General features: G+C 61.4%; 26 protein-coding genes, 1 other RNA gene and 1 pseudogene. 9 read left to right on the forward strand and 19 right to left on the reverse strand.

Features of this window, described 5'->3' with window-relative positions:
* Nucleotides 1-4: 4 nt before the first annotated feature.
* From OOT43_RS15565 to OOT43_RS15595, 7 genes are all read right to left on the reverse strand, one after another.
* Nucleotides 5-631, reverse strand: coding sequence for a hypothetical protein (locus OOT43_RS15565; protein ID WP_266021475.1), 627 nt, complete (start codon nucleotides 629-631; stop codon nucleotides 5-7).
* Nucleotides 632-633: 2 nt separating this feature from the next.
* On the reverse strand, nucleotides 634-1497 hold the full coding sequence (locus tag OOT43_RS15570) for an ATP-binding protein (protein WP_266021476.1): 864 nt from the start codon (nucleotides 1495-1497) through the stop codon (nucleotides 634-636).
* Complete coding sequence (locus OOT43_RS15575; RefSeq protein WP_266021477.1) at nucleotides 1494-1973, reverse strand: hypothetical protein; 480 nt, start codon at nucleotides 1971-1973, stop codon at nucleotides 1494-1496. Before OOT43_RS15575 ends, OOT43_RS15570 begins: the two co-directional genes overlap by 4 nt.
* Nucleotides 1970-2182: a helix-turn-helix transcriptional regulator gene (locus OOT43_RS15580; protein ID WP_266021478.1), complete on the reverse strand. Its 213-nt coding sequence runs from the start codon at nucleotides 2180-2182 to the stop codon at nucleotides 1970-1972. The genes OOT43_RS15575 and OOT43_RS15580 overlap by 4 nt, the downstream gene beginning before the upstream one ends.
* 186 nt (nucleotides 2183-2368) lie before the next feature.
* Nucleotides 2369-2590 (reverse strand): DUF2188 domain-containing protein, encoded by a 222-nt coding sequence (locus tag OOT43_RS15585; protein WP_266021479.1) that lies wholly within the window; start codon nucleotides 2588-2590, stop codon nucleotides 2369-2371.
* A 66-nt stretch (nucleotides 2591-2656) separates the two neighbouring features.
* A complete protein-coding gene (locus tag OOT43_RS15590) occupies nucleotides 2657-3616 on the reverse strand; it encodes a hypothetical protein (RefSeq protein ID WP_266021480.1) in 960 nt (319 codons plus the stop codon).
* Between the two features lie 7 nt (nucleotides 3617-3623).
* Nucleotides 3624-4850, reverse strand: a complete 1227-nt coding sequence (locus OOT43_RS15595; protein WP_266021482.1) for a hypothetical protein — start codon at nucleotides 4848-4850, stop codon at nucleotides 3624-3626.
* A 216-nt stretch (nucleotides 4851-5066) separates the two neighbouring features.
* On the opposite strand from OOT43_RS15595, the gene OOT43_RS15600 reads away from it, so the two are divergent.
* The 7 genes from OOT43_RS15600 (at nucleotide 5067) to OOT43_RS15630 (ending at nucleotide 9388) form a co-directional block, all read left to right on the forward strand.
* Nucleotides 5067-5390: a helix-turn-helix domain-containing protein gene (locus tag OOT43_RS15600; RefSeq protein WP_266021484.1), complete on the forward strand. Its 324-nt coding sequence runs from the start codon at nucleotides 5067-5069 to the stop codon at nucleotides 5388-5390.
* Nucleotides 5387-6298 carry an ImmA/IrrE family metallo-endopeptidase gene (locus OOT43_RS15605; protein ID WP_266021485.1) on the forward strand — a complete coding sequence of 304 codons (912 nt, stop codon included), beginning with the start codon at nucleotides 5387-5389 and terminating at the stop codon, nucleotides 6296-6298. The genes OOT43_RS15600 and OOT43_RS15605 overlap by 4 nt, the downstream gene beginning before the upstream one ends.
* A gap of 223 nt (nucleotides 6299-6521) precedes the next feature.
* Entirely contained in the window at nucleotides 6522-6707 is a 186-nt protein-coding gene (locus tag OOT43_RS15610; protein ID WP_266021486.1) for a hypothetical protein, read from the forward strand.
* Nucleotides 6707-7159, forward strand: a complete 453-nt coding sequence (locus tag OOT43_RS15615) for a DUF2924 domain-containing protein (RefSeq protein ID WP_266021488.1) — start codon at nucleotides 6707-6709, stop codon at nucleotides 7157-7159. The genes OOT43_RS15610 and OOT43_RS15615 overlap by 1 nt, the downstream gene beginning before the upstream one ends.
* Nucleotides 7156-8553, forward strand: a complete 1398-nt coding sequence (locus OOT43_RS15620) for a recombinase family protein (protein ID WP_266021489.1) — start codon at nucleotides 7156-7158, stop codon at nucleotides 8551-8553. The genes OOT43_RS15615 and OOT43_RS15620 overlap by 4 nt, the downstream gene beginning before the upstream one ends.
* Nucleotides 8550-8915 (forward strand): site-specific recombinase resolvase, encoded by a 366-nt coding sequence (locus OOT43_RS15625; protein ID WP_266021402.1) that lies wholly within the window; start codon nucleotides 8550-8552, stop codon nucleotides 8913-8915. The genes OOT43_RS15620 and OOT43_RS15625 overlap by 4 nt, the downstream gene beginning before the upstream one ends.
* Before the next feature lie 8 nt (nucleotides 8916-8923).
* Nucleotides 8924-9388 (forward strand): hypothetical protein, encoded by a 465-nt coding sequence (locus OOT43_RS15630; protein ID WP_266021403.1) that lies wholly within the window; start codon nucleotides 8924-8926, stop codon nucleotides 9386-9388.
* Nucleotides 9389-9494: 106 nt separating this feature from the next.
* On the opposite strand, the gene OOT43_RS15635 is transcribed toward OOT43_RS15630, so the two are convergent.
* From OOT43_RS15635 to OOT43_RS15680, 11 genes and pseudogenes are all read right to left on the reverse strand, one after another.
* A complete protein-coding gene (locus OOT43_RS15635) occupies nucleotides 9495-9788 on the reverse strand; it encodes an antitoxin of toxin-antitoxin stability system (RefSeq protein WP_266021490.1) in 294 nt (97 codons plus the stop codon).
* A gap of 105 nt (nucleotides 9789-9893) precedes the next feature.
* The gene (locus tag OOT43_RS15640; protein WP_266021491.1) at nucleotides 9894-10214 is read right to left on the reverse strand and encodes a hypothetical protein; all 321 of its coding nucleotides are present in this window, start codon (nucleotides 10212-10214) and stop codon (nucleotides 9894-9896) included.
* Nucleotides 10211-10591 carry a YggL family protein gene (locus OOT43_RS15645; protein ID WP_266021493.1) on the reverse strand — a complete coding sequence of 127 codons (381 nt, stop codon included), beginning with the start codon at nucleotides 10589-10591 and terminating at the stop codon, nucleotides 10211-10213. The genes OOT43_RS15640 and OOT43_RS15645 overlap by 4 nt, the downstream gene beginning before the upstream one ends.
* Nucleotides 10585-11397, reverse strand: a complete 813-nt coding sequence (locus OOT43_RS15650) for a nucleotidyltransferase domain-containing protein (RefSeq protein ID WP_266021494.1) — start codon at nucleotides 11395-11397, stop codon at nucleotides 10585-10587. Before OOT43_RS15650 ends, OOT43_RS15645 begins: the two co-directional genes overlap by 7 nt.
* A 177-nt stretch (nucleotides 11398-11574) precedes the next feature.
* Nucleotides 11575-15321: an SNF2-related protein gene (locus OOT43_RS15655; RefSeq protein ID WP_266021495.1), complete on the reverse strand. Its 3747-nt coding sequence runs from the start codon at nucleotides 15319-15321 to the stop codon at nucleotides 11575-11577.
* Nucleotides 15322-15347: 26 nt separating this feature from the next.
* Nucleotides 15348-17066, reverse strand: a complete 1719-nt coding sequence (locus OOT43_RS15660) for an EH signature domain-containing protein (RefSeq protein ID WP_266021496.1) — start codon at nucleotides 17064-17066, stop codon at nucleotides 15348-15350.
* The gene (locus OOT43_RS15665; RefSeq protein WP_394358065.1) at nucleotides 17063-17773 is read right to left on the reverse strand and encodes an OmpA/MotB family protein; all 711 of its coding nucleotides are present in this window, start codon (nucleotides 17771-17773) and stop codon (nucleotides 17063-17065) included. Before OOT43_RS15665 ends, OOT43_RS15660 begins: the two co-directional genes overlap by 4 nt.
* A gap of 3 nt (nucleotides 17774-17776) precedes the next feature.
* Entirely contained in the window at nucleotides 17777-19747 is a 1971-nt protein-coding gene (zorA, locus tag OOT43_RS15670) for an anti-phage ZorAB system protein ZorA (protein ID WP_266021498.1), read from the reverse strand.
* A gap of 7 nt (nucleotides 19748-19754) precedes the next feature.
* A pseudogene (locus tag OOT43_RS20475) lies at nucleotides 19755-19919 on the reverse strand (excisionase family DNA-binding protein); the annotation flags it as partial.
* A 567-nt stretch (nucleotides 19920-20486) separates the two neighbouring features.
* Nucleotides 20487-20842, reverse strand: a transfer-messenger RNA (tmRNA) gene (gene ssrA, locus OOT43_RS15675).
* 120 nt (nucleotides 20843-20962) lie between these two features.
* Nucleotides 20963-21430 carry a hypothetical protein gene (locus OOT43_RS15680; RefSeq protein ID WP_266021500.1) on the reverse strand — a complete coding sequence of 156 codons (468 nt, stop codon included), beginning with the start codon at nucleotides 21428-21430 and terminating at the stop codon, nucleotides 20963-20965.
* Nucleotides 21431-21665: 235 nt separating this feature from the next.
* On the opposite strand from OOT43_RS15680, the gene cysD reads away from it, so the two are divergent.
* Together cysD and cysN are read left to right on the forward strand one after the other, a co-directional pair.
* Nucleotides 21666-22574 carry a sulfate adenylyltransferase subunit CysD gene (gene cysD / locus OOT43_RS15685; protein WP_266021501.1) on the forward strand — a complete coding sequence of 303 codons (909 nt, stop codon included), beginning with the start codon at nucleotides 21666-21668 and terminating at the stop codon, nucleotides 22572-22574.
* A 3-nt stretch (nucleotides 22575-22577) separates the two neighbouring features.
* Complete coding sequence (gene cysN / locus OOT43_RS15690) at nucleotides 22578-24227, forward strand: sulfate adenylyltransferase subunit CysN (protein ID WP_266021502.1); 1650 nt, start codon at nucleotides 22578-22580, stop codon at nucleotides 24225-24227.
* On the opposite strand, the gene OOT43_RS15695 is transcribed toward cysN, so the two are convergent.
* Nucleotides 24190-26559 (reverse strand): DNA internalization-related competence protein ComEC/Rec2, encoded by a 2370-nt coding sequence (locus tag OOT43_RS15695; protein ID WP_266021503.1) that lies wholly within the window; start codon nucleotides 26557-26559, stop codon nucleotides 24190-24192. The two genes, cysN and OOT43_RS15695, sit on opposite strands and share 38 nt — an antisense overlap.
* Between the last annotated feature and the right edge of the window lie 41 nt (nucleotides 26560-26600).

Raw genomic sequence — 26600 nt, forward strand, 5'->3', positions numbered from 1 at the left:
TCCCTTACTGGGCCCAGGCCGGCTTGCCGCCTGGGACGCCTGGGGATGTAGCCGGCGTCGAAGCCGCATAGGCCGGCGCTGCCGCTGCCGGTATCGCACCCGAAGGCGAAGTTGGGACCGGCGGGGCGAAGTGCTGGCCCATGAGCTGGGCATAGTCCTTGTGATCAGGCTCGATGACCGCCCGGACGGTGTTGCGGTCATTGCCGCGACCGTCTTTCTCGATGTCGATGCGGCCGGCAAACTCCAGCCCGTCCAGCTCGGCGAAGCCGGCGATGCGGCGGGCGTTCTGGGCCTGTGGGCCGGTGTCGGCGGGATGGATGCGGCGGGCGCTGTTCAGCAGCGACCGAATGAAACTGCGGCCCATCGCCTGCCAGGTCGGCCCCTTGGGTGAGTGCAGACCGATGTTCCACCACAGCTTGCGGCGGGCGTAAGGGCCATCCAGCACCACGCCTTCGCATGCGAGATAGACGGCGCCGGTCTCAGGACTGCGGGTGGCCCAACCACCGGTCCAGCCCTGGCTGGCATCGTCGAACCCGCCCGGCTTGAGGGTCAGGCGGAGCCGCACCAGGGTATCCTTCGGGATCAGCTCGAAGCTCGCCTGCTCGGCGGAATTGAAATCGAAATAGCTCATGGTCAGGTCTCCTGGGTGGGGATCGTTGCGGGGACAGGACGGCTGAAATCCAGCCGTTCCAGCGGCGGACGGGCGGGGCCGGCGATCTTCTGCATCAGCTGGCCGAGGTGCGGCGGTTCGATCGGATCGAGCCGGCCGGAGCGGTCTTTGGCGGGATAGCCCCAAGGGTTCAGTGTCTGGCAGACGAACGCCCGGTAGCGGCTGCCATCGTCCGCAGGCAGTTCGGCCAGGGTGACCACTTCATCGACGATCCCCGGCAGTTCGAGCCCGGTCTTGGCGCCGTCGATCTGCAGCGCGAACACTCGGCGATTGAAGTCGTCGAGCTTCTCGTCCAGGATCCCGACGAACCAGACGTTCTTGTTGCGGGTATGCTGCAAATGCGTCAGCCAGCCGATCATCTCCTGGCCCATCAGGCCGTAGGCGCCGCGGCTGTCCGGCTTGCCGGTCTTCTCGGAGTAGGCCTGCGGCTGCCCCTTGCACCACTGCAGGCACAAGCGCCCGGCGACGGTGATCGAGTCGACGAACACGGTCTGGTATCGTTCCAGCGCACCGGGGTCGCCGAAGCGCGCGCACACCGCGTCGAAGTGGGCTGGGCTGAAGGGCTGGTCATCCCGCAAGGCCGGATTGGGGCCGCCGATGAAGACCGCGAAGTCGCGGCATTCGGGCCAGGTGCGCGGCCGGATCGTATCGCCGGCCCAGCCTTCGACCGCGAGGTCGCCGGCTTCCAGGTCGAAGAACAGGGTCGAGGCGGCTTCCAGCGTCCACAGTTGCGAGGTCTTGCCGAGGCCCGCTTTGCCGACCAGGACGCCCTTGACGCCGCGCCGTTCCGCCAAGCGCTGGTCGGCGCTGATGATGGGGAGAGTCATACCGCGTCCTCCCCGAGCAGCGCCAAACGGAAGCCGGGCTTGCCGGTCCTGAGCGTACGGGCCGGTGCGAAGCTCTGCTGGAGGCCGGCCGGCCAAGCGTTGAACTTGGTCTCGGATACCCGGTAGCCGATCTCGACGTATTGGGCAGGGTCCTCGCCGCTGTCGGCGATCCGTCGCACCAGGGCGGCGAGCTGTCGGGCATCCCACTCGACCTTCTTGGGGAGGTCGGCGGTGACCCGCACCGGGCCGTCGTCGAAGTGGACGATGCCGGTGTCTTTGCCCGTAGCCAGCCGCAGTTGGCGGGCGCGCTCGGCGTATCTGATCTCGAGGGCGCGGTCCAAGTGTTCGTTGAGGGTCTTGGCGGCGGCCAGTTGCGCGGCGGCGTCGTGCTTGAACCGGCACAGCGATTCCGCCGGCAACTCGGCGAGCTGGCCGGCCGGAGTGGCGAGGAGGATGTCGGGGTTCATCGAGGTCATGCCGCACCTCCGGCCTGAACGCATTGGCCGGGACTTCTCCGGAGGTGGCGGGTCTCGTAGGCCTCGATGTCTTCCTGACGATAGAGCACCCGGCCGTGCAGCTTCAGATAGACCGGGCCGATGCCTTCGGACCGCCAGCGTTCCAGCGTGGCTTCGCTGACGCCCCAACGATCCGCCAGTTGGCGTTGATTCAGATGTCTTACGTTCACGAGTCGCTCCTGTGGGTTGTTGCGGAAACGTGAACAAATTCTGGGCTTCAGGGGGTGGGCAAAGCGGGGGGCAAAACGGGCGGCAGGGGTGGGCAAAACCTGCAATTCGAATTTCAGGCGACAGAAACGAAAAAGCCCGGAGGGATGCTCCGGGCCGGTTCGATCGATAATGCGATTACGGCGAAATCATCCGGGTGGGGGAAAAGGATCGTTGCCGTAGCTGTTGCGCTCGCGGATCTTCCCATCCTCGCCTTGGATGATGACTTCACTGCTCTGATTGCGCGCGATGTCTCGTGCGCGTTCGATGGCTTCGTGTTGGGTTTCGTGCTTCGAGGTCAATCGGCTATTGCCTTCGCCCCGGACGCCCCAGCCGTCGCCGTTCTTGACGACCCATTGGTTCTTGCTCATCGGTTTACCTCATGTCGAGTACGCTGTGGGAAATGTCGGATAAATATGGAATTAGGATGATTACGGTCATTCACCTCCTCGTCGGCTCAGGAACTCGGGTTTGAGCCAGTAGCGGCCCTCGGTGTCATGTTCGATGAAGGTTCGGTAGACCGCTTTGTGCCGCTTGAAGATCTCGGACCCTTTGCAGGCATCGACATCCATTTCCAGTGCATCGGCGAGCACTCTTTTGTGCACGGGCTTGCCGTCTGCGTCGATCAAAATGCTGAGAAATCGGTAGATCTGGGGTGAGACTTTGATCTGTTTGCCGTCGATCAAGGCGAGCCGGCCGGAACGCAGCAGCCGCAACGAAGTCTCGGCAACGTCCTCATCAGCAATCAGGGGCGCGTCAAGATAGGACTCCAAGTTTTCGACGACGAAGCCGGCTTTGCGCAGATGTGACACGGCGCGAAGGGGTACGAGCCGACCGTTCGCGAGCGGTGGCGCGATCGAATCCTGCGGGGTGGTCGTAATCAGGATCTCGGTCCCCGGCGCGGCGACGGCACGGATGCCGGCGTCGATCGTTTGCGCATCGCTCGACTCGTTCAGCCGCCTGCCGAAAAACACCGTGCGGCGTTTCCGCCGATGTTCGATGTCACCCAAACGCCAAAGCCGGGCCGGTACGCGTTCCTCGAGTCGAAAGCGTCCCTGCAGGCCGAGCGCGGAGGCGATCCAGCGGACGATGCGTTGATACTCGACCCGCAGGGGTTTCACCTGGTGGGTGGCAAGATTCAGCCAGCCACAATCGCTGCAATAGCCGCGATAGCCTTCTTCGGAGAAACTGAGCGAACACAGTTCGTCGTCTCCACACCAAGGGCAGAGAACGGAACCCGCAAGGCCCGTACCCACTTGCAGGGCTTGGAGTTCGTGCAGGTGCTCGTAGGCTTCGCGCCTACCGGAACATCGGACGGTATCGGGGTGGATATCCGCATGGGGCGCCTCGATCAGCTCGCAAAGCAGGCCGAAGGCGATGTCGTTGCAGGCCGGCATCGGTCACCTAGGCGGCCAGCTTGGCTTCGAATTCGCTCGGTTCGGTGACCTGCCACGCGCGTAGCAGGGCGTCGGCGAGTTGCGCGTCGTTCTCGCTCATGTCGCGCAGGTTGGACACGCCGGACTGTTTCAGCACGATGTTCAGGACATGGCCGATTTTTCCCGGTTCATTCGGGACGAAGTAGACGCTGATCACCACTTCGACCAAGTTGAAGGGGCCTCGGAAGAAGTCTCTCTCCTGCAAGTGCGTACTGGATGCCGTGAATGCGCAAGCTTCGTTCGGATCCGCTGGCGTCTCGACCCAGAAATCGCAGTGCGGGGGGATCGTGGCACGTACTCGGACTTGCCGCAGCCGGATTCGATCCACGCCATGGGCCGCCAGATCGATGGCATCGCCTTCGACAAACGCGAGTCCAAAACGCAGACGGTTGAGATGGAACATCGGCTGCTTGACAGCCTCTGGTTTGACGTCGCGGTTGAGGAGATGTTTTGCGAACAGGGTGACGAGGGCGACATGGATCCGTGCGCCGCCTCGACCGACACTGTCGACGATCCCGGAGATCGGGTAATACACCAGCGCCAGATTGCCCGCCGGTCGGGTGGTCCGGCGTTTCATGCCTTCCTCGACGAATTCCACCAGATCGTTCGGGTCGTCCTCGATGTAGATGTTGACCTGAACGCCGCCATCGAGGCACCGCTCGCAGACATCGATCCGGCACGCCCGTCGGGGGCCTTTCCGGCGCGACATCAACGTCGACAGCGCCGTTTCCAACGCCCGGATATTCTCTTCCTCTTTAGATACGGGTTCGCTGACTTTGATGGCCTGCCGTTTCCAGGCCCGGGTGCCGGCACTCAGATCGAATTGCAACAACCGCTCGCCGATCTGAAACACCGCCGGCCAATGCACCCAGGTCCAAAGGGCGCGCTCGGCGTGGTTGTGCAATTGTTCGAAACCTTCCTGAATCTCGGACTGTCCATGCCCTGCGTTGAGCAGCGCGTAGATGCCTTTGCGCTGGGCCAGTCGGTGAACCCTGCGCATTTCCGCGTGGACCGCCGCGCGTTGTTCACTGTCCTCGAGACTCTCGAAGCGGGCAATCAGGGCATTTGCCAGCGCGGTTTCTTCCGCCTCCCAATCGAAATCGTCACCGACCTCGATAGACCGCTTTGCCAAATAGTCGCGCCAGGTTTTTCCGGGGATCTCCCGGATGAGGTGACGAAGATTGAATGCAGCCAAGATGATTTCTCCTGTACTGAAGAAAAAACGAGGAATGAGCGGCTTGAGCCACGAACACTGACCAAATGGGACGGATAGGTTCGGTACACCGAACGATGCGAATTATTGCGGGCTGCTGAATGTTCTGTCAAGCCGATACGAATTCGTTCGGCACGGTGCTATATTCCTAAGGTCGCCTGCGGTGACATGAATAGACCTGACGAGAGGAGAAACACCGTGCCATCGCCCTTGGGTGAGAAAATCCGGGGGTTGCGCAAGCAGAAGAAACTGAGCCTGGATCAGCTTGCCGACCTAACCGAATCCAGCAAGAGCTATCTTTGGGAGCTCGAAAACAAGGAGGCTCCCAACCCGTCTGCAGAAAAGATCGCCAGAATCGCCGCCGTGTTGGAGGTCACGACGGAGTTCTTGATGAATGACCAGGAAATGACGCCCGACGCGGCAGTCGCGGATGAGGCCTTTTTCCGGAAGTACAAGAAGATGCCGGAGGAAACCAAGAAGAAGCTGCGGCAACTCATCGATGTCTGGGACGACGATCCATGACCGAGCGCAAGTGGCCAACGGCCGAGGCCAATCGGCTCAACGTGATGCTCGGGCAGGTACTGGGGCGCGAACGGTTTCCGGTCGATGTGGAGGCACTGGCGCTGGAGTATTCGAAACAGTGCTTCCCGCACGCACCGATCACCCAGATCAAGGGCGCCGATCTACCGGGGTTCGAAGGCATGCTAGCGGCCCATCCCAGCAAGACCCAATGGAAAATCGTCTACAACTCTGCAGTCCGGTCCAGGGGGCGGATCCGTTTTACGCTGGCTCATGAATTCGGCCATTACCTGCTGCACCGCGACCGGCAGGAGATCTTCAGCTGCAGCCAACAGGACATGGAGGAATGGGATGCCGAAGAGCGACAGCTCGAAACCGAAGCGGACACGTTCGCGTCCTACCTCCTGATGCCTTTGGACGACTTCCGGCAGCAGATCGGCAAGGAGCGTGTTTCCTTCGAGCTGCTGGGCCACTGCGCCGAGCGCTACGGCGTTTCGCTGACGGCAGCTGCCTTGAAATGGATCGAGATCGCCGAAAACCGGGCGGTGCTCGTCGCCGTCCGTGATGATCATTTGTTGTGGGCTCGATCCAATCAGGCCGCATTCAAGTCGGGTGCGGTATTCGCCACTCGCAAGCGTACCTATGCCGTTCCCCCCGAGTCCCTGGTCCATGGTCGCAATGGCGACATTCCGATACAGGCAGGGAGCCTCTCGGCCAATACCTGGTTTCCCAAGGAGCCCCGGGATATGCCATTGACGGAGTTGATCTTCGTCAACGAGCACTACGACTACACGCTCGCCCTCCTGCTGATGCCGAAGGCCGAGCTGCGCTGGCAGGGTGAAGAGGACGAGGACGACGATCCGGCCGAGCGGATGGATTCGGCCATCCGCCAGGGACGATTCAGGCGATAGCAGGTTCTTTATCACAGCAAGTTCTGGTGTCGAAACCTGGGCTGCCAGGTCGTCGAAAGCACCCTCCAAAGCGGTTTCCGAGCGGAAACATTCGCCCCGTTTTTGCAATGGCCTGCAACGACCCGTAGACCTTCGAAATCTCGGGATGGTGCGGCGATCGGGTTGTGACGGAGACTGGTAGGCATCCCTTTCGTGCCAAACGATTGTTGAGTTGCCTATGACGATGCCATCCCTCACACCGCCCGAACGTCTCTCCTCCGCTCAACGCGTCCACGAGATCACCACGATCCTGGCCGCCGCGATCCTTCGTACCTACCTGATCGAACCCGAGAAAAAGACCGGGTTGGACCTTGGCTTACTGGCCGGGAAGCGCGTCCATACCACTCCCTCTCAACCGGAGCGTGTGTGATGAACGACCTCAAACTCTCGGTGGCGGCCCAAGTAGCCTCGCTCCCGACCTTGCCGATCAAAGACCTCTGGACGTTGTGGGATCAATATTTCCCGCGCCGTCCGACCCATCCCAATCGGAACTACCTGGAATCCCGCATCGCCTACAAGATTCAGGAAGCCGCCTACGGCGGCCTCGCGCCCGAGACCCGTCGACGCCTGGAGCAGGTCGGCCAGCGCCACTCGAAGATCAAGTCCCGGCGGGTGTCGCCGGCGATTCACCTCCCGCCCGGCACCGTGCTGGTGCGGGAATGGGGCGAGCAGGACCACAAGGTCACCGTCACCGCCGAAGGGCGGTTCGACTATGCCGGCCAGAGCTTCAAGAGCCTGACCGCGGTAGCCCGTCACATCACCGGCACCGCCTGGTCCGGCCCGCTCTTCTTCGGCCTGCGCCAAGCCGGGGAGGGGACATGAGGGCATCGAACCGTATGGAAGTGCAAACCGGCGCCCCGTCCAAGCCCCGCCAACGCTGTGCCGTCTACTGCCGGGTGTCCTCCGATGAACGGTTGGACCAGGAGTTCAACTCCATCGACGCCCAGAAAGAGGCCGGCCACGCCTACATCGCCAGCCAGCGGATCGAAGGCTGGATCCCGGTCGCTGACGACTACGACGACCCCGGCTACTCCGGCGGCAACACCGAGCGGCCGGCTTTGCGGCGCTTGCTGGCCGACATTGAGGCCGGCCGGATCGACATCGTGGTGGTGTACAAGATCGACCGGCTGACCCGGAGCTTGGCGGATTTCTCACGCATGGTCGAAGTGTTCGAGCGCCAGGGCGTGTCCTTCGTCTCGGTGACACAACAGTTCAACACTACCACCTCGATGGGACGGCTGATGCTGAACGTGTTGTTGTCCTTCGCCCAGTTCGAACGCGAAGTCACCGGCGAGCGCATCCGCGACAAGATCGCCGCGGCCAAGCGCAAGGGGTTATGGATGGGCGGGGTGCCGCCCTTGGGCTACGACGTCGCCAACCGGCAGTTGGTCGTCAACGACAGGGAAGCGGCCCTCGTCAAACGGATTTTCCAGGACATGCTCAGCGTCGGCTCCACCACCCGGATCGCCGCGGCGCTGAATGCCGAAGGCATCACCACCAAGGCCTGGATCACCCAGGACGGCAGACATCGCCCCGGCGCCCGGATCGACAAGAAACACCTGCACCACCTGCTGCGCAACCGGATCTATCTCGGCGAAATCTCCCACAAGGGCAGTTGGCATAGCGGCGCCCACCCGGCGATCATCGAAGCCACTTTGTGGGACGCTGTCCACGCCGTCCTGGCCCGGGATGCCCGCAGCCGCGCCACCGAAACCCGGCAACGGGAACGGACCGACGCGCTCCTGCGCGGTCTGCTCTACGACGCCGAGGGCGAAAAGATGTACCCGACCTACGTGCGGAAAAACGGCCGCCAATACCGCTATTACTTCTCCAAGGCCGAAGCGCGTTTCGGCGCCGGACACAAGACCAGCGTTCGGCTGCCGGCCGAAGAAATCGAAGCGGCCACCCTCGCCCAGATCCGGACCGTCCTGGCCAGTCCCGAAGCCATTGCGGCCATATGGCAGGCGGTGCAGGCGCAAACGGCCGACCTCGACGAAGCCCAGGTCGTGGTTGCCCTGGGACAGCTCGGTGCTGTCTGGGAGCAACTGTTCCCGGCCGAGCGGCACCGCATCGTTCAGCTCATGATCGAGCGGGTCGAACTCGCCGACGGCGGTCTCAGGATCCGATGGCGGGCTTTGGGTTGGAAAGAACTGCTCAGCGAATTCGCGCCCAGGACGATAGGGGCCGAGTTGGTAGAGATGGAGACGGCAGCATGAAAACCGACGCCTGGGAATCCTTCGTGCCGCTGACCTTCCGACGACGTGGAGTGCAACGGCTGGTAGCGACGGCCGCCCCGGCGCATGATCTCCCGTTCCTGGTCGGCCTGGGCCGGGCGTTGTACTGGCAGCATCTCCTCGACACCGGTGTCGTCCACAGCGGGTCCGACATCGCCCGCCAGGAAGACTTGCACCCCTCCACGGTGAACGAACTGCTGCGCCTCACCCTGTTGGCGCCCGACCTCATCGAACGGCTGATGGCCGGACGACAACCCCGGCCCCTGACCTTGATGTGGTTCCAGCGGCATCCACTGCCGGTCGATTGGGCAGAGCAGCGGGATCTCATGGTGAGTTTCGAGTAGAGGCGACGATGGCGAAGAAAGACCGCGGGATCATCATTGGCAAACCCCGCACCGTATCCCTTCCCCAGCCGGCAGGCGGGGTTCAGTTGGAAACCTTTCTGCCCTGGACGCTGGTGAAGCGAGGGCTGAAACGGGAGATCCTGACGCCCTTGGGAACTCCGGCGGCGTTTCAGGAAGAAGCCAAGCGGGAAGTGGAAAAGCGTAGAGGCGAGCAGGACACGCCGCTCATCCGAGCACTCGGCCTCGCGCATTACTGGCAGCGGTTATTGGATGAGGGGAAGTTCGAATCGTTGTCAGAACTCGCGGCGGCGGAGGGCATCGATATAGCGCAGGTCAGCCGGATTGCGCGGCTGGTGCGCTTGGCGCCGGGAATCGTGGAGGCTTGCGTAGCCGAGATGGCTCCGGTTCTGACGCTGGAAGACTTGAATCGGCGGGCGAAATCTGTCCACTGGGATGTGCGGCAGCGTGTTTAGATGGCTTGACAAGGAGCGACAGTTACGGCGGCGAGCGGGTTGTCCTGGCTGATGTAGTCGATGATGTCGGCGCGGTCTTGCTCTGCAGCAGCGGCCCAGAAGACCCTCATTCGCCAGCACGCCCTGCCTTGGCCAGCAACTGCGCACGTCGTGCAGCGAACCGGGCCTCCACATCGTCAGCGCTGGCGCACTCTCCTGCACGGATCTGTTCCCGAGCATCGGCAACCTTACCGCGCAGAAACTCGTCGTACTCCCGCGCCTCGCGCTGGCGTTGCACGAACTCGCGCATCAATTCACGTAGGATCTGTGAGGCGGGTCGATGGCTGGCCTTTGCCTCGGCCATGAACTCGGCACGTAGCTCTGGCTCCAGCTTCATGGTGAAAATAGCTTCTTTGGACATAGCGGAACCTCCGGCACTTGACGTAGTAATGAAGAATATACGTTGTAAGTATGTCTGTTTGTCTCGGAAGTGACCCATCACCACACATCACTCCCTGCCGATGGATTATTTCGCCCGCCACTTGGCTAACAGCCGGGCCTGCAGCGCTTTGCATTCCGGCTTCAATGGGCTACGGCGGGTGGCGATGCGTTCCGCCATCTCACGTTGGCGGCGCGGATCGAACCAGTGTTTTCCATCCTTGGCCATATCCCAAGTGCTCGACACGGCTTGGCGATGCACCGGCAACGGATCGCCGTCTGGACCGAGGGATGCCAGTTGATCGCGTTCGCGCGAGCGCCAGCGCTTGTGCCACAGGCGTTTGTCATCGGCTTCCGAGCGGGCGGTGGTGTGGCCGAAAATCGGTGTCTTGCGGCGGCTGCGACTCATGGCGCATCGTCCCAGCCGTACCAGCCATCCATGAAATCACCGGCTTCTGCGCCGGCCACACGGGGGTGGCGCCGCAGCCAATCGAGCACGGCCTGCCGGTCCTCTTCGGTGGGCGAACCACGTCCCCACGCGGACACGATGCCATCTGTTTCCATCAAGGGAAGTTGGCCGCCCAGCCCACCAACGGCGAGGTGGCGCGACTCGATCAGCGCGATGAACCCATCCAGAAAATCATCGTGGGCGGCATCATCCATGGGGTTGTGGAATCGCATTCGGACCTCAAACACCCGTTCCTGGAACTCGCCCACGCGCAGCTTTTTGCGTTGCCGGCGATTCATGCGCAGAAGTTTTCCGGCAGAAGGCAAGCGGTTCAACATTCGGGTGTCCTCCGGGCTTCCGGCTGCAGTACGGTGTCCAGCAGCAACCGGTCCAAAATCGAAAAGTCAGTGTCGCGCGGCAAGGGTGGCAACACCGATTCGAGCCGGGTCAGTTCGTCATCGATGAAAGCATTGATGATCGGCAGTGGCTGGCCGTATTCCGACTCCAGCGCCGCGCGCTTGATGGCCAGCAACTGGGCGATGGCCTCGCGCAAGGCTGGATCGGTCACGATGGCATCGACCAGATCCTGAAACCGCATCGGCGCCGCACCGCGTCCTTGCTCGATCCACAGCGTGGCCAGCAGTGGGCGCAGCACGTACAGATATTTCTTCAGGCGCACAGTGTCGCCGCGCAGGTACTCGCGGTAGTTCTTACGCGCCATGTGCACGTAATGGTGGAAAGAGCGTTCGGCCTGATGGGTCTGGCGGGCCGCCTCCCGCATCGCGTGCAGAAAGTCCGTTTCAGCCCGGTACACCACCGGCGAGTCCAGCCACTCGATCAGCGTGGCGTTCCCCTTTTTCAACAGGCCCAACGCCTTGCGCAGTTCCCAGCCGTTGATGTCCAGCTCGTCAGAAATCGGCACCCCGATCACATCGCGCTGCGCACTGACCTGCAAGTACCAGGGCAGTGAATGAACGTAGATGAAGCGGACATCGTAATCGCTGTCGGGCGAGGCAAAACCCCATCCCCGGCTGCCGGACTCGCAGGCATAGAGTACGCGCACGCCGTGTTCGGTTTCGATGGCCGATAGACGGGCCTGGATGTCGGCACGGAGGGCTGGGGCTATGGGATGCGAATCGACCATATCTATTAATCCGGCCCGAATTGAGCGTACAAGCCAACGCACGCCGGCTGCGGCTTACGGTAGGTTCGGCGTACAAATAAACGGGGCCGGAGTAATAGCAGCGCGATCAGGCGAGCGTTTTCGGCCTGAAGGGCCGCAACGGAAAACGTGTCAGTCATTGACACTGTACTCGGCCAGTTACTCACTTCCCCACTCAGAATACAAAAGTCGCTCCAGCTCAAGCATCGTTACGGGGAACTGCGTTAGTAGTTCCCCCAACCTGTTCTGATCAACTAACATTACACCGTTCAGCTCAGCTTGTTCGAGCGCTTGGGCACTGAAGAATTGATTTGTCATTCCAACTTTCTTGAATTGTACGTTGGGGTGCTTGCGCTGGTAAAAAGCTTCGCCGCCAACAAGATCCTTGATGGCCTCCCAGCCGAATTTTGCCCCCTCATTGCTTGAAGTCTTGGTTTGAATCAGCACGCCATGACCATCTGAGATGGCCACGACATCTACACCCTGGTCATTCGTACCAGGAGTGCAATAGCAAACGTCGAAGCCCTGCTTGCTCCAGAGTGCAGCCGCCAATCCTTCGAAGTGACGCCACTCCATTCGCAGGACAAGGTCCAGATCGATACGCTCCTGAAGCTCAGCAGCGTCACCGCCAGGAACTACGTCGACAATGTCGAAATCACCGGGAGCAAGGTCGCCGGAGCCGTTGAGCATGTCGCTCGCCAACCTCCGCTTCTTGGTCAGCAACTGGTCGAGTTTGACGTCGAAAGTGGAGAAGTCGTCGGCGGTCACGACTGGGTAGTAGACGAAGACGTCCTTCTCCTGCCCGATGCGATACGCACGGTCCGTCGCCTGGTCCTCTTTGGCAGGATTCCAGGTCCGTGTGTAGTGGATGACGTGGTTGGCAGCCTGAATGTTCACGCCGAAGCCGACAGCCACCGGTGAGAGGATGATGACCCCGAAACCAGGCTTCTCCTGGAAAGCCTTGATACGCTTCTGACGGCTCGCGGCGTGGCTTGTTGCAGCGCTGGTTTCGCCGTTGATGATGTCCGCGCGTACCTTGAAGGTCTGCTCAATGTAGTGCTGCAGCAGCCGCTGGATGTTTCGGAATTCGCAGAAGATGATGGCCTTCTCATCCTTGGTTCGAATGCGTTCGAGCTGACCAAGCAGCCAGTCCAACTTCGGCGCCTTGGCTCGGTAGTCCGACAGTGGCTCGGGCTTGGACGCCGCTAACCCATGTCGCCGAGGGTCTGTGCATACGAGCCTGAGGTACTGCAGCAGCCCCAGATGGTTCTTGAAGGGAACTGAGGCAGACGGGTCGTTGCGCTTCTTGAAGTCCTCAATCGCCTTGGCGTACAGGTTGCGTTGTGTCGTCGACAAACGAAGTCGGCGGCAGTCGTCGACGATGACCTTCTGCGGCAAGTCTTTGGCGACCTCGGCCTTCGTGCGCCGCAGAATCTGAGGGGAGATGCGGGTGCGAAGTTCCTCGACCCGAGCGCGTTCTTCATCGTCCCGCGCCTCAATCGGCTTTCGATACCGTTGGCCGAAGTCGTTGAGGGCACCCAGCAGACCTGGCTGGACGAAGTCGAACAGACACCAAAGGTCAGCGAGAGTGTTCTCGACCGGCGTTCCTGTGCACGCCACCTTGAAGCCGACGTTCTGCTTTTTCGCAGCCCGGGTAACCATCGCTGCTGGGTTCTTGATGCGCTGGGCCTCGTCGCAAACCATCACAGACCAGCGCTCAGCAGCAAAGGAGAACTCGAGGTCGCGCAACGTCTCGTAGGTGGTCAAAACTACCTTTGCCCCACCGACCCAGCCAGGCTTCAGGAAGCGCACCAAGCCATCCTCAGTGCGCAGGCGCTCATCAATGGCTTCTCGCGGCACCCGCAGTGGCGCGAGGGACTCGCCGTAGGCCGTGAGGATGGGCAACGTACCCGGCCGTATGAACTTGCCTGCTTCGTCCTTCCAGTTCTCCAGCAGGGATACAGGGGCGACCACTAGCATCGGCGCGACGCCGCGGTCGTTCTCGGCAAGCCAGCCCATGAACGTGAGCAGCTGGTAAGTCTTGCCAAGGCCCATGTCGTCGGCAAGCACTGCGCCGCGTACATGGTACTCCGCCCGGGAGCGGTGCAAATGCTGCAGCCACGCCAAGCCCTGCTGCTGATGAGGCAGTAGGTTGAAGTTCGGGTTCAAGCAGCGAGGAAGGTCTGGCTCGGCGGGAAGCGCCAGCAGCGCTTCTCGCCGCTGTTCTTCATAGTCGACCGCCTGGATGTTAGCTCGAAGGATGAGCGTCTTTCTTGCGCCGAGCTTCTCCTTGCGCTCGACAACCTTCCGTTCCGGGTCGAAATTCTTACGCTTAACCTCGTCCAGAACCTCATCGAAGATTCCAGCGATGTCTTTTGCGTCCTCAATGGGCATCGGCTTGGGCAGCCAAGGAACCTCGACGGCGTCCTTTCCGGCTGCCTCTGCCTTGCCCACCGCTTCCCGTAGCTTGTCCAATGCGTCCTTCGTTGCAGGGACAGCCACGAGCTCGGTGTCGCCCTCGGGTGTATACGCAATCAGAGGTAAGACGTTCTCCGGGAACCAGCCTTCATCATCCTTTTTCTTGGTGATGTACGGCGAGTAGTACGGTTTCTCGACGTCGATACCCTCGATACGGGTGGAGTACGCGCTGAGGTCATGTACTTGGGCGTAGGAGACCATCGCGGCGGGCTTGCGCCGCTGCTCCAAGACCCCTCGCAGTTCAGCCAGGTGCGCCGGTGTCTCGCCTTGCAGCTCCAGGTCGTAGCCGTTCCAGCCCAGCAGTTGGAAGCCCTTGGCGAGAGAGCCTTCCAACCGTGTGACGAACTTCCCAAGGTCCTCGTCCGTCAGCCACTCGGTTTCGGACGTTGCCGGGCCTGTCGCGCTCGCCGACTCAATTAGGAGGCCAACGCGCAACGGGTAGCCAGTGCCGTCGCGCTCTATCATCGGAGCGAAGCGCTCGTACTGCAGGCCAGCGCTTTCGCGGGCAGACTCAAACTGTCCTTCGTCGATGACTTCCTGGGCGTCCGGGCCCAGGGCTGCGTACGGGTTCAGGATGAAGGCTTGAGCCCGCGAGCCTGCAACCCGGCGCAGGGGAAGTCGCTTCACCTCCTGGAGGACAGTCTTGACCTGCGGCGTGATGAGGACTTGGACGATGCCCTCGGGCGTGACGATGTCGTATCTGTCCAGGACTTCCCGAGATCTGTCGAAGCGCTCCAGCCAATCTGGAGGTGCACCGGCGAACGTCGGCTCAATCTCAATGACGTTATCGTCGGCTATCTGCGCAGACTTGCGCAGCGCGATGTCGAGCCGCTCCGGGGTGAGCACCACCGAGCGATGAAGGAAGTCGTCGAGTCGTGCGCCAGCCTTCAGTGCCAGAGTCCGGATTCGACCCCAGGCCTGGCGATGCAGCCGCTCATCGCGTTGCTCTTGTCTGCGCCGTGCGAAGTCGCGGACCTCGGAGAAGAGCTCCCATTGCTCCGGGCGCATGAGCTCCATCCGCTCATCGCGAAGCAACATCGCTCCGATGACATCTGGCTGGTTTCTGAACTTGTCAGAGCGCCAAGCGGCCACGGCGATGGAAAAGTCATGGTCAATCAGGGAGTTTCGGCTTTGTAGTGTAACTTCACTGTCTGTGAACGGTGGCAATTCCAATACTGCGGGTAGCTCATCGTATCCAGGGCTGCGCATTGCCTCGTAGACTGCGGGCCAAGGGATCAGCACCTCGTCTTCTGCCAATTGGTCTGCCAGTCCATCATCGACGAGCTGAGCAAGGTAGCCAGAAAGAAGTTCGCTGTGCAGATGGGCCCCGCTGCCCGTTCGACCGACGTGAACGCCTTGATCCGAGAGTCGGCGGTGCCAGGAGATGTCGGCGGTCGCCTGCGCTTTCTTGAAAAGTCTGAACACCATTCGAGTCGTCCTATCGCCCTGTCGAGTTACCGCCACCAGCCCTTACCAGCCTTGTATCGGAACCCCCAGCCCAGCAATGCCTTGTTCACTTGAAGGTCGGAGTCATCCGTCCTCACCCATAGATTGCCATTCAGCTTTCTGAGGTCTTCGACCTTCAGGCCATGCTCCCTCGCGTAGACATCAAGTTCGACCTGACTGAAATTTTCTTGGGGCCTCGCACGTCGATCGCTATTTCCAACGCCCAGTTCGTGACCTACATGGCGCGGGGGTGACACGGCAGCTGGCTGGGCAGGGATAGAAGCGGGCGTGGCAACACGTTGCGCAACGTTTTTGCGAATCGTGTTCGGGTGAATGTCAAAGTGCTTCTTCAACGTGCCTTCGAACATATCCTCCCAGCGGTTCCAGCCGTGAATTCCGTCCTGGTGCTTCATCCAAAGAATTCTGTTGCTGTGCTTCAACGAGTTCGGAGCATCCACGGCCGTTCCCACTGGATGGGTTGCATTAAACGGGAGCTTCTGGCGCACGTCGTAGCCGTAGAAAGCACCTCCGTCGCCGAACTCTACGGCGACCAAGTCGCCGAGGGTCATGATGAACGCGTTGTTCGCGCTGCCCGATGCCTTGAGCTCGGTGTACAGGCCCTTCATCTTTTCGCGCAGCGCTTCGAAGTCCCTGTCCCGCGAATATAGGGCCCTGGCACCCAGAGCAAACTGAATGTTGTCCATCGACTTCACGTAGCGCAGCCAGAAGTTGGCCCGTCTGCGGTCGCCGACACCGTCCTCCGCGAGCTTGGTGAAGAACGCTTCGATGAATTCGCGCTTGAGCCACTCCGACACCATTTCACGCGCGGCTGGTACAACCCCGCCCCAGCGCATTTCGTTCGAAGGCAGCCATGGGTTACCCCACCATTCGACCGACGCGTTGCGAAGCGGCTCATTGATGCCTGGCTGGCTCGCCGACGCGTACTTGTCGAGCATCAGGATGAGACCCCGGTCGCGGAGGACATGGTTGCTTGCCAGGATTTCAAGCAGTCGCGGGATGAGGTCTTTGAAGCGCTCCTGGCTGAGTGTGGTGGCTTGGCGGATTTGGGCGAGTACGAGCTCGCGCAAGAACCAGGATGACTTGACCACGCCGAGTTGTTCGCACAGGAGGTCAATCTTGATCGTGTCTCCTGAGAGCATGTCCGCTGCGTATGGCGCGCACGGGTCATCGCCGAATAATTGGCGATTGCCCACGGCCGTGTTGACCCAATCAGGGTTTAGCTTCTCATCAACGATATTGCGCGTGCGCTCATTGAGGTAGTCCCTCAGGTCGCCCCAATTTTTCTTCGCAACAGTTGGAGCCTGGTCAATCTTGGCGTCGTACGTGAAGTAGCTTCGGACTAGGCCCTGATAGCACCGCCTGTACCAGCGTGGCTCCCCCAACCACTGGTCCACGCCAGCTTTGGCGTCCAAGACCGCCATGAACCGTTGTCGGTCTTCCATGATGCAGGGGCCAGAAGGGCTGCTTGGTACACACATGCCGAACGAGACCAACCTGGCATCCTTGAGTGTCTCGAGCCGTTGCGTCTCCCAGAATGTCCGGACCGCGGCCTGCTGCAGATCCTGAGGCACGGTGTTCCCTGTGCCAGCCTTGTTGTGGCGCTGGAGGGAAGCGATGACCGGATCGAGGCCATCATCGGTCACCTTGAACGATCGCTCGGTCAGGCTGCCCCGTAGGAGTCCAGAGAGGCGGTCAAGCGCTGTCATCGCAGCGCACAGTCGCCAAAGTTGCCCGCAACGGCCGGCGGAGTAGCGCGTGTTTCATCGACACCAAGGAATTCCAATCGCATCTCAACGCGGCGGCTCTCCTCGGCCGTATCCTTTGAATCATTGAATGAGTAACCGCCTACGAAGAACAGTCCACGAACTTGTTCTTTCTGGTCGTCATTGAGCAAGCTTGGGCCGCTGGTAGCGAACATTGCGCAAAGCACCTTCTGGCTGCGAAGGAGGCTCAGATTCAGGTTGGCGAGATAGGTTCCCGTCTTGTCGGTGTAGCCCTCGACGACGATGCGCTTGAGGACGCTTTTGCCTAGGTCGTCATTGGCAAGGTTTAGGATTTCCGGGACGAACTTTCGCAGGACCTCTTCCTGCTGGCTATTCAGGCGCCAGTCTCCGAAAGCGAATTGCGCGCGCTGGCCGAAATCGATAACCTGGCGAAGCTTGTCGACCTTGATGTCCTCATGACGCCTCGCTGCCTCTTCGAAACGCTTCAAGATTTCTTCAATGTTCTTGCGATGTTGCTCTTGCTTGCGCTCATGTTCAGTCACGTTCTTGGTGACCGCCAGCAGCGCAACGCCCATGACGACAAGGAACAGCACCATCAGAGCCGTCATAAGGTCGGCGAATGAAATCCAGAAGGGCTTCTCCGCCTCGTCGCGGTTTCCCCTTCGCCGAATAGCATGAATGCCGAGCATCACTTAGCGCCTCGGGGCAAGGCTGCCGAGCGAGACCTCAAGCTCTTGGACAGCAGTAGAAAGGAGGCCGACGGCACTGCTCAGCTTGGAATGGAAATCATAGTTAACCTTTGCCAAGGTCGAGACCACAGACTCGCGGAATGCTTCGCTGGAATCAGCCAGAACCTGACTTACGCCGTCCAAGTACTCGTCAGCGGTCTTCTGCGCTTGGCTTAACTTATTCGTCGATGCCTCGATTCGCTGCAGCACGTCGCCGGTGAGGCTGGCTTCTTTCCTCGCCAATTCGACAGTCGAACGTACCTCTGCGAGCAGCGCACTAACCGAGTCCCGCTGTGCCTTGTAGTCTCGAAGGGCGTCCTGCAACGCGCCAGAGCTTGTCGTGAGTGAGCCAGACAATTCGGCCAGTTTGCCGCTGACCGTCGCTGTTTGCCCCATGACTGCCGCGACCCGGTCGCCGGCTGCGGCAAAATTCGTCGCTGCCGTATCCAGGCGGCTCGCACCCGCACTCATCTTGTCCACGGTCGAGGATGTGGCAGTCGTGAGCGTGGAGATGCTTTGTGCCATCGTTTGCGAGGCGGTAGAAATCTCCTTGACTGCGGCTTCGACGCTGCCGGTCATCGTAGAAACGACTGTGGAAGCCCGTTCGGTCATCGACTGTTCGCGTGTCCGGTTTTCTTCAAAAACCTTGGCCTGCGACTCGCTGAGCTTGCCCAGAATGGCCGTCATTTGCTGACCGATAGAATCTAGCGTGGCCTGGAGTTTCTGTTGCGTCTCGGCTTGGGAGGACTGAACCAACTGTCGAATCTGGTCAACGAACTCCTGCGTCTGGGTGTTTATACTGGTTTGACGTTCCTCCATCGCCTTGATGGAAACTGCCATCTGAGCGGCCATATCGTCAGTTGTCCTGCGCCCGCTCTCTTCGAGCTTGTCAACCAGGGCGTTGAGCGAGGCGACAGCGTCCTGCATCCCTTGGGCGGTCCGCTGATTCAGCTCGTTGATACCGTGGATTTGCCCGCCAAACAGATCGTTCAGGCGCTGGCTGAAACTGACCATAACGTCGTTGAGCATATTGACGGCGGTAGCGCTCTGCTCGCCGGACGCAGTTTCAACGGAATTGGCAATCTTGTCCAAGGGGGCTTTGAGGCTGCGCTCGATGCTGCCAGCGATGACGTCGCCCAGAAGCTGGTTGTTTTCGCGGGTTGACGCTAGCTGTGCGTCCGTGAGCTCTCTCAAGATGTCGCTCAGTTCCTTGACCAGTGCATCCTTGAGAATCTTGGTTTGACTGGCGGATGCTTCTGACGCGTTAACCAAACGGAACAGGTATTCCTCGCCGGCACCAGACTCGAAGCGTGCGTCGATGCCATGAGCGATGGCTTCCGTCTTCCGGTAAAGCGCGGCCAAGAGCAATTTTTCGACGAAGGTAACCAGCATAGCGGCTGTAATTGCAGCAGCCGAAATGAGGAACGCCTCGCCGACCGTGTGCATCAGGGATTCGAGACTGGCACGAACTGTTGCCGCGTTTTCGCTCACCTGAAAGCGACGCAACCCTTCAATCAGTCCGGTGAAGGTTCCGATGATGCCCAAGCCGGTAAAAATGCCAGGCAAATGCTTGAAAAATTCGGTGCGCAGACGGCTGTCGACAACAAACTGTTCATTGAAAAACGTTTCGGCAGCGACTGTGGAACGAACTGCGACAACCTGCATTTGACCGTCTCGCTCCTCCCTCTGCTCATGTAGCGTGTCCTGAAATTCGGCCCAGAGATGGGCAAGTTGCCCGTCGCCAGCAAAGAGTTTCTTGAAATCACTGGGATTCGTCTTGGCCTCGAACGACTCGATCTCAAGAAGGATCTTCCGCAGCCTGAACCAGTGAATCGCGGCAGGCAGGAAGAAAAAAATACAAAACGCTACAACCAATAAACCGAGAAACCCGCCAGTCACCAAGAGGTGGGCGGCAATTCCGGAAAGCTCAAGCATGTCTTTGTCACTCCCTGTTCTTGTGAATGCGCTCTCTCCGGCTCATCTTCGGCGCCACCCGCGCGCAGTTATCGACCTCGGACACCTGGAATTTCCACAATCGCCCGACGCGACGTGCAGCCAGACCCTTGCAGGCAATCCAGCGGTAGATCGAGTCGCGTGTGACACCTAAATGTTCGGCAACCTAGTCCACAGACACCCACAGTTCAGCGGTCATGGCGGTGCTCCTGCGGCAGAGTTTCGGGGCGCAGAAAGTCAGTTTCAATCGCAATCGCAAAGGACGTAATGTATCAACTTGGCGGGTGGTGGGCGAACGTTCGACGCATGGACCGCTATCCAAGCCAAGCTGACTCGATGGCAGCATCTGGCTGACGACCACTTCGGTCGCGATCCACTAGCCTTTCAGTGAGGCAAGGTTGGTGACCTCGCACGGGTAGGCCCAGACCATTTGGACTGTTGATTCATCCCGCACATTTTCATGCCAGTACCCATTTTCAATGCCCACCACCGACCAATTTACTGTTGCAACCCGACTGGCTGGAACCCCTAATTTTCCTGGGGACGGCCTCTTGAGCAGTCAAGAGCTCGGCAGAGAACAGAGAGAGAAAATCAGCCAATTTGGGCCGAAAATCGACTTTTTCGGGGATGGCTGGTCAAGAGGCCAAACGCGAACTCCGCGCCAGCCGTGGCCTGTAGAGCGGGCACAAAAAAGCCAGAGAATATTCTCTGGCTTGGTGTCTGGTGGAGGCGGCGGGAATTGAACCCGCGTCCGCAAATCCTCTGCCATCGGCTCTACATGCGTATCCTCTCTATTGATTTAACCGGACGCTACCCGAGAGGCAGGGAAGACGGACGGCGATTCCGTTAGGTTTTAGCGCTTCGGCTCCGGACAGGCTTCAGCGCGAGCTTACAATTGGGTTACCCCCAACCAGCCGCTTGTAAGCGAGCTGCTGATCAGAGGCCGGCCGGCTTAAGCGGCCAGTGCGTAAACGTCGTCGTTGGCGTTTATTTGGTTTGCAGATTGATTTACGAGGTTATCTGCACCTCGGCATGCACCTCAGGTTTCGCGATCCACGTCGAAGCCATGTCGCCCCCGAGTTGTATGATCAGACCGCGTGTTTCAGAGAAAGTTTCCCTGACGGCCGACCGAACGGGAATCATACCAGAAATGCCGGCAGCCTTGGGAGGGCGCTGCGGCGCCCTCCACTCGCGGCTTCAGATTTCGTGAAGCATCTGCTGCGTGTCGCGGACGATGCGCTGCTTTTCCTTTTCGCTCGCCTCGGCCAAGTTGTTGAAGACGTTCCTGGCCTTGGGATCGTCCATTTCGGCGGCGGCCTCCTTGTATAAGGTCACGAGCGCGTCGTCGAAAGCACAGGCGATCTGCACCACTTCGTCGACACTCATGCCAGGGCGGGTCGCCGCGCTTGCGAGTAGCCCTTCTACGCGGTCGCTGGGGGCGAACTGCAGCCAGGTATTGAGGATCGCGCTACGAGCATTTTCCTCGAATCGCTCCAGCATTTCCTTCTGTTCGTCTTCGTGCCGGCTCAGGTAGTCGAGTGCCATTTTCAGGCGGATTTCTGTGTGATCCGCCTGTTTTTTCAGGGTTTCGTAATAGTCCCGTATCTGATCGTGGAGTGCCTTGCCATGATCCAGAACATCCCTGACCTGTTCGAAATTTCTCATGATGCCGTCCTCCGTGCTGTAGGTTGCCTTAAGCTTTTCTGCTTTGGTCTAACCCATATCGGGGTGAGTGCCGCGGGGCCGTAGCGATGAAATCCGGCTCCTTAAGCGGCCATATAGCGCTTCGGCGGTGGGGAGTCAATGGTCTGGCTCGGGTGGAAGCGCGATCGGTGAGCAGGATGTAGCGTTATGGTATTCTCTGCAAGTTTTACCGAGATCTTTTTGTCCGTTGCACCGCATGAACGCTCATAAACTGACCCACCTGAAGCACCTGGAATCCGAGAGCATCCACATACTGCGCGAAGTGGTGAGCGAATTCGAGCGGCCGGTGATGCTGTATTCGATTGGGAAGGACTCGGCGGTGATGCTGCATTTGGCGATGAAGGCGTTCCATCCGGGCAAGCCGCCGTTTCCCCTGATGCACGTGGACACCACCTGGAAGTTCCGCGACATGATCGCCTTCCGCGACCGGCGGGCGCAGGAACTGGGGCTGGACCTCATCATCCACGTCAACGAAGACGGGGTGCGCCAGGGCATCAATCCCTTCGTCCACGGCAGCAAGAAGCACACCGACATCATGAAGACCGAAGGGCTCAAGCAGGCCCTGGACAAGTACCGCTTCGACGCCGCCTTCGGCGGGGCCCGCCGGGACGAGGAGAAATCCCGCGCCAAGGAACGGGTGTACTCGTTCCGCGACAAGCACCACCGCTGGGACCCCAAGAACCAGCGTCCCGAACTGTGGAATTTGTACAACGGCAAGATCAACAAGGGCGAGAGCATCCGCGTGTTCCCCCTGTCCAACTGGACCGAGCTCGACGTCTGGCAGTACATCTATCTCGAGAATATCCCCATCGTCCCGCTCTACTACGCCGCCGAGCGGCCGGTGGTCGAAAGGGACGGCATGCTCATCATGGTCGACGACGAGCGCATGCCGCTCGAGCCGGGCGAGGTGCCGATGCTGAAGAAGGTGCGGTTCCGCACCCTGGGCTGCTATCCCCTCACCGGCGCCGTCGAATCCGACGCCGCCACCCTGCCCGAGATCATCCAGGAAATGCTGCTGACCAAGACCTCCGAACGCCAGGGCCGGCTCATCGACCACGACCAGGCCGGCTCCATGGAAGAAAAGAAGAAGGAAGGGTATTTCTAAGCCATGTCACACCAATCCGACCTCATCGGCACCGACATCCACGCCTACCTGGCCCAGCACGAGAAGAAGGAACTGCTGCGGCTGCTGACCTGCGGCAGCGTCGACGACGGCAAGAGCACCCTGATCGGGCGGCTGCTGCATGACTCCAAGATGATCTACGAGGACCAGCTCAGCGCGGTCCGGCGCGACAGCCTCAAATCCGGCACCACCGGCGGCGAGCTGGATCTCGCCCTGCTGGTCGACGGCCTCCAGGCCGAGCGCGAGCAGGGCATCACCATCGACGTCGCCTACCGCTACTTCTCCACGGCCCAGCGCAAGTTCATCATCGCCGACACCCCCGGCCACGAGCAGTACACCCGCAACATGGCCACCGGCGCCTCCACCTGCGACTTGGCCATCATCCTGATCGACGCCCGCCACGGGGTGCAGGTGCAGACCCGGCGCCACAGCTACATCGTCTCGCTCCTGGGGATCAAGCACGTCCTGGTCGCCATCAACAAGATGGACCTGATGGACCACAGCGAAGCCGTATTCGACCGCATCCGCGCCGACTATCTCGCCTTCGCCGACAAGCTCGAGCTGCACGACGTGCGCTTCATCCCGATCTCCGCCTTGAACGGCGACAACGTGGTGCACAAGAGCGCGGCCATGCCCTGGTACGGCGGGCCGTCCCTGATCGCGCTGCTCAACACCCTCGAGATCGCCCAGGACCGGAACTTCGACGACCCGCGATTCCCGGTGCAGTACGTCAACCGGCCTCACCTCGACTTCCGCGGCTACAGCGGCACCGTCGCCGCCGGGGTGTTCAAACCGGGCGACCCGGTCCTGGTGCTGCCGGCCAGGACGACCAGCCGGATCCAGTCCATCGTCACCTACGACGGCGAACTGGAGGCAGCCTTCCCGCCCCAGGCCGTCACCCTCACCCTGGAGGACGAGATCGACGTCAGCCGCGGCGACCTCCTGGTGCACCCCGACCGCCTGCCGCACCTCGACAGCCGCTTCGAGGCGCATCTGGTGTGGATGACCGAAGCCCCGCTGATTCCGGGGAAGCAATACCTCCTCAAGCACGCCACCCGGACCCTCACCGGCTCGGTGGCCGCCATCCGCCACCGGATCGACGTCAACACCTTGGAACAGCACCCGGCCGGCCAGCTCAATCTCAACGAGATCGGTTTGTGCGAGCTGGCATTGAGCGCTCCGCTGGCATTTGACGCCTATGCCCGCTGCAAGGATACCGGCGCCTTCATCGTCATCGACCGCCTGACCAACGTCACCGTCGGCGCCGGCATGATTTCAGGTCCGGTCCAGGGCGAAACCGGCTTCCGCAAGGTCACCGCCGAGGAGCGCGCCGCCCGCTTCGGCCAGAAGGCCCTCACCGTCTGGCTCACCGGACCCCAGCGTCATGAGATGGCTTATCGGCTCGAGCGGGCGCTGTTCGATATCGGCCATCCGGCGACGGTGCTCGAGGATGAGGCCTTCGGTGCCGAGCTGATCCGGGCGGCGCAACTCGTCAACCACGCAGGGCTGATCTGTTTGTGCCCACTGGCGCATGGCGAGCTCGGTTCGGGCGAGGGGCGGGTGGTGCTGTCCGTGGACGGACGGGACGTGGCCGAGCTCATCGAGGCGCTGCGCCAGCAGGGGATTCTGTCCTAGGCGCGGTATCGTGCCAGTAGCGGCGATGGCTCAGGCGATAGGGAATGAGTTCGGGTCCCGTACCATCGGCACCGGGCGGGACGGTCAATGCGCCGCCGCTGGCGGTGTCGAATACCCGGATGCCGAGGCGCCGGTAGCGTTCCATCACCTGAGGACTCGGAAATCCCCAGCGGTTGCGATAGCCGGCCGAAACCAGAACGGTGGACGGCCGCACTTCGCTCAAGAATTCCGGGGTGGACGAGGTCTTGCTGCCGTGATGCGGCGCGACCAGTACCGTGCTGGCCAGTGCCGCGGCATAGCGCGTTACCAGGCCGGACTCGGCGCCGCGTTCGATGTCGCCGGTCAGCAGGGCGCCGCCCTGAGTGGCGCTGATCTTCAGCACGCAGGACGTGTCGTTGTCATCGTCGGCCGTGCCTTCCCCCTCGGCTCCCTCCGGGGTGGGCGGCCACAGCATCTCGAACCGCGCTCCGTCCCATTCCCAGCTTTGCCCGGCCCGGCAGCTTTTCGCGGCGGGATGTGAAAGTTTGTCCGGCACGCTGCTCAGTGCCGCGGCGACCGGGAAGCGCTGCAGCAGGGTGGCGGCTCCTCCGATGTGGTCGTTGTCGCCATGACTGACCACGAGGGTATCGATGGCCGAGATGCCGCGGCTGCGAAGATAAGGCTCCAGCACCGCCGTGCCCATGTCGAAGCTGTCGCTCAGGCGTGCGCCGGTGTCGAACACCAGCGTATGGGCATGGGTTTCCACTACGCTGGCCAGCGCCTGGCCGACGTCCAGCACGGTGAGCCGGTAGCTGCCTTCGGGCGGCGGGCCGGGGGCATAGGTCGCAGCCGGCAGCAGCAGGAACAGGCCCAGCCAGCGTCCCGGAATGCCGCGCGGAATCATCAGCACCGCTGCGCCAAAGGCCGCGAGCAGCGCCATCGGTAACGGTGGGGCGGCATGCTGCCATTGTGCCCAGGGGAGGGCGGAGAGCCATTCGAGCGCTTTCCAGGTCCAGGCGACAAGCGTTTCCGTGAATCCCATCAAGACGATCCCTGCCGCGGGCCAGACCAAGAGCACCAGGGCGCCGAACAGCGCCAGAGGCGTGATCGCCAAGCCCAGCACCGGGACGGCGAACAGATTCGCCAGGGGCGATATCAGTGAGATCTGGCCGAAGAAGAACAGCAGCACCGGCGCGAGGCCGAGGCTGGTGGCCCAGTTGGTCCAGGCCAGCCCCCGCACGAATCCGGCGCGATGCAGCCGGCCGGTCAGCAGATAGAGAATGAACCCGACCGCCAGGAAGGACAGCCAGAATCCCGGCGAGGTCACGGCGAGCGGATCGAGCAGGACGACGGCTGCGAGCGCCCATGTCAGCGTATGGACCGGGCGGAGATGGCGCTGGGCGATGATGCCGCCCATGGCGATCGCGATCATGATCAGCGCCCTCTGCGTAGGTATGGCGAAGCCGGTGAGAGCGGAATAGCCGCTTGCCGCGGCGACCGCTGCCACGGCGGCCACGGCCGGAGGCGGCCAGTGCATCACTTGCAGCAGGGAGGCGGCCCCTGCAGCGATGCCGTAGGCGAGGAGGGCGATGAGGCTGATGTGGGAGCCGGAAATGGCGATCAGATGGGCGGTGCCGGTGCGCCGCAGCACCTCCCACTGGGCAGGGGTGATCGCGTCCTCGGCGCCCATGACCAGCGCCCGGATCACGCCGTCGAACGGGCTGTCGGCCAGGGCCGCGTGGATGCGATCCGACAGCTGCTGGCGCCAGGCGCCGGGCAGCCAGGGGTTCGCCGGCTTCAGCAGCACGTTGCCGGTGGATTCGCGCACGTAGCCGAGGGCGCGGATGTTCCGGGAGAACAGCCAGAGTTCGTAGTCCATCCCTCCGGGGTTGAGCATGCCGTGCGGGCGTTTGAGCCGGACGGTGAGGCGCCAGCGCTCGCCGGCGCGTACGGTCCGGCCGGTGTCGTACCAATTCAGGCGGAGATGTCCGGGGACGCGGGCACCGTCCGGGCTGACGCTCCGGCCGACGTCGAATTCGAAGCGCACGCCCCGTTCATGCGGCTCCGGCAGGCTGGCGATGGCGCCTTCGATGATGATGTCCTGGCCTTCGAGAGCGTGGGGCAGGGCGTCGTGCAGGCGGACGAGGGCGAAGGCCGCGGCCCAGGCAAAGCCCAGTAGCAGCGCACAGGCGAGAAACCGGTGGAAGAAGTACAGGATCAGTGCGGCGACGGTGAGGCCGGCAAGCAGCATTGGCGACGGAAGTTCCGGTAGCGCCTGCACCGCGATACCGCCGCACACGAATGCCAGCAGCGCCGGGATGCCGTTGCGACCCTCCTTGGCGCTCGCTTTCATCTTTGCAAACGGAGCACGTACAATAGCCGCCCCGGCCGACA

It is taken from the genome of Methylococcus mesophilus (assembly GCF_026247885.1).
GTDB lineage: Bacteria > Pseudomonadota > Gammaproteobacteria > Methylococcales > Methylococcaceae > Methylococcus > Methylococcus mesophilus.

Excerpts from the sequence above, each read along its gene's own strand:
- OOT43_RS15645 (WP_266021493.1), bottom strand. The coding sequence starts at position 10,591 with ATGTTGAACCGCTTGCCTTCTGCCGGAAAACTTCTGCGCATGAATCGC.
- cysN (WP_266021502.1), top strand. The coding sequence starts at position 22,578 with ATGTCACACCAATCCGACCTCATCGGCACCGACATCCACGCCTACCTG.
- OOT43_RS15590 (WP_266021480.1), bottom strand. The coding sequence starts at position 3,616 with ATGCCGGCCTGCAACGACATCGCCTTCGGCCTGCTTTGCGAGCTGATC.
- OOT43_RS15630 (WP_266021403.1), top strand. The coding sequence starts at position 8,924 with ATGGCGAAGAAAGACCGCGGGATCATCATTGGCAAACCCCGCACCGTA.
- OOT43_RS15650 (WP_266021494.1), bottom strand. The coding sequence starts at position 11,397 with ATGGTCGATTCGCATCCCATAGCCCCAGCCCTCCGTGCCGACATCCAG.
- OOT43_RS15605 (WP_266021485.1), top strand. The coding sequence starts at position 5,387 with ATGACCGAGCGCAAGTGGCCAACGGCCGAGGCCAATCGGCTCAACGTG.
- OOT43_RS15695 (WP_266021503.1), bottom strand. The coding sequence starts at position 26,559 with ATGAAAGCGAGCGCCAAGGAGGGTCGCAACGGCATCCCGGCGCTGCTG.
- OOT43_RS15570 (WP_266021476.1), bottom strand. The coding sequence starts at position 1,497 with ATGACTCTCCCCATCATCAGCGCCGACCAGCGCTTGGCGGAACGGCGC.
- OOT43_RS15655 (WP_266021495.1), bottom strand. The coding sequence starts at position 15,321 with ATGGTGTTCAGACTTTTCAAGAAAGCGCAGGCGACCGCCGACATCTCC.
- cysD (WP_266021501.1), top strand. The coding sequence starts at position 21,666 with ATGAACGCTCATAAACTGACCCACCTGAAGCACCTGGAATCCGAGAGC.
- OOT43_RS15665 (WP_394358065.1), bottom strand. The coding sequence starts at position 17,773 with ATGCTCGGCATTCATGCTATTCGGCGAAGGGGAAACCGCGACGAGGCG.
- OOT43_RS15610 (WP_266021486.1), top strand. The coding sequence starts at position 6,522 with ATGCCATCCCTCACACCGCCCGAACGTCTCTCCTCCGCTCAACGCGTC.
- OOT43_RS15565 (WP_266021475.1), bottom strand. The coding sequence starts at position 631 with ATGAGCTATTTCGATTTCAATTCCGCCGAGCAGGCGAGCTTCGAGCTG.
- OOT43_RS15615 (WP_266021488.1), top strand. The coding sequence starts at position 6,707 with ATGAACGACCTCAAACTCTCGGTGGCGGCCCAAGTAGCCTCGCTCCCG.
- OOT43_RS15575 (WP_266021477.1), bottom strand. The coding sequence starts at position 1,973 with ATGACCTCGATGAACCCCGACATCCTCCTCGCCACTCCGGCCGGCCAG.
- OOT43_RS15635 (WP_266021490.1), bottom strand. The coding sequence starts at position 9,788 with ATGTCCAAAGAAGCTATTTTCACCATGAAGCTGGAGCCAGAGCTACGT.
- OOT43_RS15680 (WP_266021500.1), bottom strand. The coding sequence starts at position 21,430 with ATGAGAAATTTCGAACAGGTCAGGGATGTTCTGGATCATGGCAAGGCA.
- OOT43_RS15625 (WP_266021402.1), top strand. The coding sequence starts at position 8,550 with ATGAAAACCGACGCCTGGGAATCCTTCGTGCCGCTGACCTTCCGACGA.
- OOT43_RS15585 (WP_266021479.1), bottom strand. The coding sequence starts at position 2,590 with ATGAGCAAGAACCAATGGGTCGTCAAGAACGGCGACGGCTGGGGCGTC.
- OOT43_RS15620 (WP_266021489.1), top strand. The coding sequence starts at position 7,156 with ATGAGGGCATCGAACCGTATGGAAGTGCAAACCGGCGCCCCGTCCAAG.
- OOT43_RS15640 (WP_266021491.1), bottom strand. The coding sequence starts at position 10,214 with ATGAGTCGCAGCCGCCGCAAGACACCGATTTTCGGCCACACCACCGCC.
- OOT43_RS15660 (WP_266021496.1), bottom strand. The coding sequence starts at position 17,066 with ATGACAGCGCTTGACCGCCTCTCTGGACTCCTACGGGGCAGCCTGACC.
- zorA (WP_266021498.1), bottom strand. The coding sequence starts at position 19,747 with ATGCTTGAGCTTTCCGGAATTGCCGCCCACCTCTTGGTGACTGGCGGG.